The sequence below is a fragment of the Arthrobacter liuii genome (genome assembly GCF_014639275.1).
Classification (GTDB): domain Bacteria; phylum Actinomycetota; class Actinomycetes; order Actinomycetales; family Micrococcaceae; genus Arthrobacter; species Arthrobacter liuii.
On the sequence record NZ_BMFW01000065.1, the window covers coordinates 1 to 5,319 of the forward strand.

The window sequence follows — 5,319 nt, forward strand, 5'->3', positions numbered from 1 at the left end:
CACCGTCCTTGTTGGTGTCGGCGGACATGTCCGGGCAGGTGCCCTGGGCGCCGATGTGGATGTGCTGGACGTGCGGGTAGGGAGCACCGTTGAACATCGCGGCGAGGCCGGATACTTTCTCGGTGACGGTGGCCTGGTCGCCGTTGACGGTGATCATGACGGATCCGGAGGCGTTGCTGCCGTTGATCGCGGCGAGGTTCGCCTGGTAGTTCGTGGTGTCGGCTGCGAGGGCGGGGCTGGTGGAAAGTGCAAGGGCGCCCAGGGCCAGGGCCGGGGCAATCAGGAAAGCGGATTTCTTCATGATGTGTTTCCTCCATTGATGATGAACGCTCCCCCAGATGGGCACGTCCATAACTGTGACACTAACGGTTCGTTGTGCCCCGCGTCACGGATTGGTCAAATCCTTGGAAACTTTTTCACCGGCCCTGAGACCGCTGCCCTGCCCACAGAGGCGGCCAGGGCGGTGCAGTTCCCGGGCTGGGGCCTGGAGTGGTTATTCGGACCAGCAGGCCAGGACCGTGGTGGCGACCTGGTAGGCGAACGCGGCGCGGGTGACCTGGTGGGGTCCCAGCGGTTCCGGCAGCGCTGCCGCGTCCACTGTCAACACGAAGTTGTCTTTGACGAAGACGGCGGAGGCGGGGGTTTGGAAGGCCGGGAATCCCAGGTTCGCCAGCCCCTCGATCGGTGCGGCCCCAGCCGTGGACCGTTGCAGCTCCTGAAGGTAGGCGTGTGCGGCATCCGGGTCCGCGGCTTCTTTGACCGAGAGCCCGAGCGAACCGGCCGGCAGCGCATAGGTGCAGGTGAAGAGCTTGTCCGCCCAAGTTGCCCCATTGCCGGGGGCAGACGCGAGGGCAAGGATCTGCACGATTTTCTCCTGGATTTCCTTGCTGCACACCATCAACGCCGCCGCCGATGGGCCACCAGCGGCGGCAACGGGAATATCAGTCGGCGACGCTGTCGGGGTACCGGCACCCGGGTCACCACTGTGTGAGGCGGATACCGAAGCGCTGGGCCCGGACACAGCCGTGCCGGGACCGGTGCCGCATCCGGCCAGGACCAGTATCGACAGCCCGGCAAGAGCCGGCACCAGCATCCGGTGCGTGGCAGATCGTGGCGGCACGCTTATCCGTCCCATGAAGCACACACCTTCCAAAAGGGTAGTCATGGCCGACACCATATCGCCCGCCACCGGTTATTCGTGACCGGTTCCACCGCGGACGGGTCACCAACACGTCCTGCGTTGCGGGTCCCTTTGCATAGTGGGTCCTCACGCAGGCCGCAGAGCCCTTGGAGCGGCGCGCCTTTGTCTGAAAGGCGCCGATATCGGGCCTGCACCTGGCCAGCGCCGTATTCCTGCTCGGCGTAGGCCTCTCGCAGGACAAGACCATTAACCGCTGCACCACCGTCCGCGCGACCCAGGCCGCGCCCCCGTGGCGGCAACAACGGCCCGGGTCCCCGATGAGCCCCCTGGCCCCGGCCAGGGGCGGGGTCTTGGCCGAAGCCGCCAGCATCCTTGCCGCGTTCGCCGGTCCGGGCGCCGCGATCTCAGTTTCGGGACCAGCGCAACGTTGCTGACCACCGCCACCACAAATCCCTGGACGATAGCTGGACCGGTCGCTGCCGTCCTCTGGGGGTGCGGTACTCACGGTATGGGCGGTGCAGCGTCTCCGGACGTACTGGCCGCTAAACCCGGTGTTGGTTGGTGGTGTCATGTGGCAGCGGGTGCACCACGGTTTCGATGGCACCGGTCCGGGACTGTTCGGCCTTGTGGCGGCGGGTGTGGTCCGTCAGGTAGCGGCTCGAGATCCAGCCGATGGGACCGGTGGGCAGTGGCCGTAGCCTCACGGTGAAGAGATCCTCTATCGATGTCATCCGTACAGCCCGTCCCGTGCGATCGTCCCAAGCGGGGCGTGGTCACGGCCGGATCAGCCGGTCAAGGCAGACCATCTTTTGGTGCCGCCGTCTCGAATTACGGGCATGAACTATTACAGTCCCGCGGCGCAGGAACGGGTCAAAGACGCCGCCTATGATGCAGTTGAAAGAGTTCTGACCGGCATGTTCGAACCGTTGAGCAGACAAGCCCTTGCAGTTCGCTGGAACCAGGCCGTGGAAGCCATGGCAAAACACCTCGAAGCGCAGGACAACGGCTCCGAATAAAGAAACGGCAGCGACGCCCCTCTCGTGGAAAAGCCCGGCTTCAGAATCCTCAACGCACCGGCGGTTCCGCCAGGGACAGGACTGGCGGGTTTTGTCTCCCGTAATCCCTTGGCTCGGCTGTCCCCGGGTGAGTTGGTACCCGGGGGCAGCCGGAGGCAACCCGCAACGCGGACGCCGTTGGTTGGTCTTAGTCTGTGTCGTTATCGCCGCTGGTGTTGATGGTTCCGTTGACCCCGGCCGGGAAGAACCCGCCTGAGGTGACCTGCTCGGGATCGAGGTAGGCGATGTTCAACACCTGGGCAGCGGTGCGGCTGAAGGCGAGCCCGTTCGCGTCCGTGGGTACCAGGTTGGCCACGGCTGCGGTGCCGATGCCCTGGTCCAGGTCCGTTGTCCCGTCGAGGCTGTCGCGGGCGTCCGAGATCTTTTGCACGGTGGTGTAGATCGCAGGCGTTTCAACCCCCAGGGCGTAAAGGGTCGTGCGGATGATCCCTGCGTGGTAGGCCTCCACAGCCAGTAAACCGGCGGCGGCTTCGAGGTAGGTTTTGTTGCTGATCAGCGGGGCGGCTCCCTTGTAGGCGGTGACACCGACGTCTTCGAAGATGAACGCCCCGAAGAGGAAGTTCAGTTCGTTGGCGTAGACATCGAACTTATCGTGGGGGCCGATCAGCCCGGCGGCGCGGGCGGCGGCGGTGAAGCTGTCGTCAAGGCTGATCCGGGGCCGTGCCACCGCCGCAGCTCCCAACGCACTGCGGAGGAACGCGACGTGGGTTTTTTCGTCCCCGGCGATTTCCTGCGCATAATTTTTGATCAGAGGGGTCTTGAACGGCACGGCACGCCCACCAATGACCGGGCCGCGCTGTCCCGTCCCCGTGGTCATATTGTCCGGCAAGCCCATGCCCGTGACGGCTCGGAGATAGAATTCGGCCTCCAGGTATTCCAGGTTCAGGGCGAAGTTAAGGATCGCCCCGTCACTGGGTGCACCGGCTTCCTCCGCGACGGCAGGTGCGGCGGTCGCGGACGCGGCCACGAACGCCGCCCCGGCCGTGATACCGCTTAGGCCCGCGGCGCGGAAGAACCGTCGACGGTCCACCGCGTTTTCGGCACTGCGGGAAATAGCATCAACAATGAAACGCTGTTCAAACATGGAACATTCTCCTGCCATTCACATGAAAATGGCGGGGGCAGGACTCAGTCCTTTAGCGCACCCCAGCGCTGCGACGCCCTCGTCGCCACAGCCAAACCGGCCATGATCACTGATACGGTACCGCGACCGGGAGAGGTTGAGGAAGGGCATGAATCCCAGGCCAGGTGATAAGGGTATTGATGATTCTTAGAGACCGACCCATCCGGAACCGGCCCGGCATCGAAACACTTTCAACGCATTACGCGGCGGCGAGTTCTCACCGCGGCTTCGTGCCCGTCGGTAACAGTGTCGGGCACGAAAAGTATGTGACCGTGGACTCCGGCAGTTGATGGGAGGTGGGATGGACCGCACGACCCTGAACATCGCCCCTGCCCTCCGCCTGCTCCTGGTCGGTGGCCTCTTCGCCATGTGCTGGATTATCTTCGGCGCGGGCAGCGCCCACGCTTCCCCGGCACCACCACCTGGTGAGAGCCCGCACACGGCCGACGGTCTCGTCACGTCTTTGACGGCTCCCGTGAAGCCGCTCATCACCGCGGTTCAGCCCCGGACAGAACCGGGACCACAGAGGACAACAACGCCCTCCACCGTCCAGGGGCCCGCAAAAGCGGCCCAGCCCGTGGGCGGCACTGCCCCGGCCGCCGCTCCCGTACGGCAACCCAGCGCGCCCGTCGCCCAATTCGTCGCCGGCACTGCCCAGCCGCTCCTTGCCCCGGTCACGGACCTGGCGGACGCGGTCGTGGCCCCGGGCACAGCGCCCGTCGCCCAACCCGTCGCCGGCACTGCCCAGCCGCTCCTTGCCCCGGTCACGGGGCTTGCGGGCAGCGTCCTGAGCCCGGTGGACGCCGTCACTCGCCCCGTGACAGGTTTGATTACCGGCACCACGACAGCGGCAGTCACCGGACCTATAAGCGGCATCCCAAGCGGGGCACCGCCCGCCACAGCGACCACCGCAGTTGCACCCGTTACGGCTAACACTTCCCTGCGCGGCGCTGACCCATCCGCCACCGTGCACTCCCCTCTGCCTACGGGCATTGCGGATGTGATCGCCCCGCGTGGTGGGGCGTCGATGGATGAGGGCGGCGCCTCGCCTCAGAGCCCTATCCGGCTTCCTGGCGGACTGGTGCCCGCAACGGCGCTGGTGTACTCACCGGTGTCCGGCAGTGCCGGCGCATCGGGGCCCACTGGCGCCGGTGGACAGGCTGCAGCGGATCTTTCCTACCGTTTCATCCTGCCCATGACCCAGGGCGGCGACGGATCCCTTTTCAGCTTCGTCCTCCCGGGGCCCACAACCCAGGACCCTGGATTCTCACCGGATTAATGATGCCCGCGCCGCGCACCTAAATGCCGCGGCATATACAGGCATACCCGGTCCGTTTGGCCGGACCAAACATTCATTCCATGTGAGGAAAAACAGTCATGCATTCATTTGTCCGCAACACCCTTTGCGCCGCAGTTTTCGCCGGCGGCGTCCTCGTCCTCGGCGCAGGAGCGGCCTCAGCCGACACCGGCACCACCACCGGCGCCGGTCTTGGTATCGGCACGCAGAACCACACCAGCATCACCTCCACGTCCTCGACGGCCAACCACGAGAGCATCGCCTCGAACCTTGGCCTGAACCTGGGCGCTAACGCCGGTGTGGCCAGCAGCATCCAGAACAACACCACGACCCGGAGCACCGGGACGGGGGTTGCCGGGGCCGAGCGTGGCTCCGTGGGCTCGAACCTGAACCTGGGCGCTAACGCCGGTGTGGCGAGCACCATCCAAAACACCGGGACTGACCGTGGTTCGTTCGTTTCGGCGACGGACCTGGGTGTGAACGTGGGTGCGACCGCCGGTGTGGCGAGCACGGTCCAGAACACCGCGGAGGAGAACGGCACCACCGGGACTGACCGTGGTTCGTTCGTTTCGGCGTCGGACCTGGGCCTGAACCTGGGTGCGAACGCCGGTGTGGCGAGCACCATCCAAAACACCGTCACGACCCGGAACAACGGGACCACCGGGACTGACAGTGGTTCGTT

General features: G+C 65.5%; 6 protein-coding genes and 1 pseudogene. 3 read left to right on the top strand and 4 right to left on the bottom strand.

Annotated elements, in window-relative coordinates; translation table 11 throughout:
- The 3 genes and pseudogenes from IEW19_RS22985 to IEW19_RS22995 all read right to left on the bottom strand — a co-directional run.
- Window positions 1–301, bottom strand: a pseudogene (locus tag IEW19_RS22985) (hypothetical protein); the annotation flags it as partial.
- Window positions 302–493: 192 nt separating this feature from the next.
- Window positions 494–1,165, bottom strand: coding sequence for a hypothetical protein (locus IEW19_RS22990; protein ID WP_229748740.1), 672 nt, complete (start codon window positions 1,163–1,165; stop codon window positions 494–496).
- Window positions 1,166–1,683: 518 nt separating this feature from the next.
- Window positions 1,684–1,845, bottom strand: a complete 162-nt coding sequence (locus IEW19_RS22995; protein WP_188573864.1) for a hypothetical protein — start codon at window positions 1,843–1,845, stop codon at window positions 1,684–1,686.
- Between the two features lie 132 nt (window positions 1,846–1,977).
- On the opposite strand from IEW19_RS22995, the gene IEW19_RS23000 reads away from it, so the two are divergent.
- A complete protein-coding gene (locus IEW19_RS23000) occupies window positions 1,978–2,157 on the top strand; it encodes a hypothetical protein (protein WP_188573865.1) in 180 nt (59 codons plus the stop codon).
- Between the two features lie 187 nt (window positions 2,158–2,344).
- On the opposite strand, the gene IEW19_RS23005 is transcribed toward IEW19_RS23000, so the two are convergent.
- Entirely contained in the window at window positions 2,345–3,301 is a 957-nt protein-coding gene (locus IEW19_RS23005) for a ferritin-like domain-containing protein (protein WP_188573866.1), read from the bottom strand.
- Window positions 3,302–3,641: 340 nt separating this feature from the next.
- Between IEW19_RS23005 and IEW19_RS23010 the strand changes: the two genes are divergently transcribed.
- Together IEW19_RS23010 and IEW19_RS23015 are read left to right on the top strand one after the other, a co-directional pair.
- Entirely contained in the window at window positions 3,642–4,619 is a 978-nt protein-coding gene (locus tag IEW19_RS23010) for a hypothetical protein (RefSeq protein ID WP_188573867.1), read from the top strand.
- A 98-nt stretch (window positions 4,620–4,717) separates the two neighbouring features.
- Window positions 4,718–5,319: hypothetical protein (locus IEW19_RS23015; protein WP_188573868.1), on the top strand; the 602-nt coding region annotated here is incomplete at its 3' end.

Coding starts and splice junctions, on each gene's coding strand:
- IEW19_RS22990 (WP_229748740.1), bottom strand. CDS start 1,165: ATGACTACCCTTTTGGAAGGTGTGTGCTTCATGGGACGGATAAGCGTG.
- IEW19_RS23000 (WP_188573865.1), top strand. CDS start 1,978: ATGAACTATTACAGTCCCGCGGCGCAGGAACGGGTCAAAGACGCCGCC.
- IEW19_RS23005 (WP_188573866.1), bottom strand. CDS start 3,301: ATGTTTGAACAGCGTTTCATTGTTGATGCTATTTCCCGCAGTGCCGAA.
- IEW19_RS23010 (WP_188573867.1), top strand. CDS start 3,642: ATGGACCGCACGACCCTGAACATCGCCCCTGCCCTCCGCCTGCTCCTG.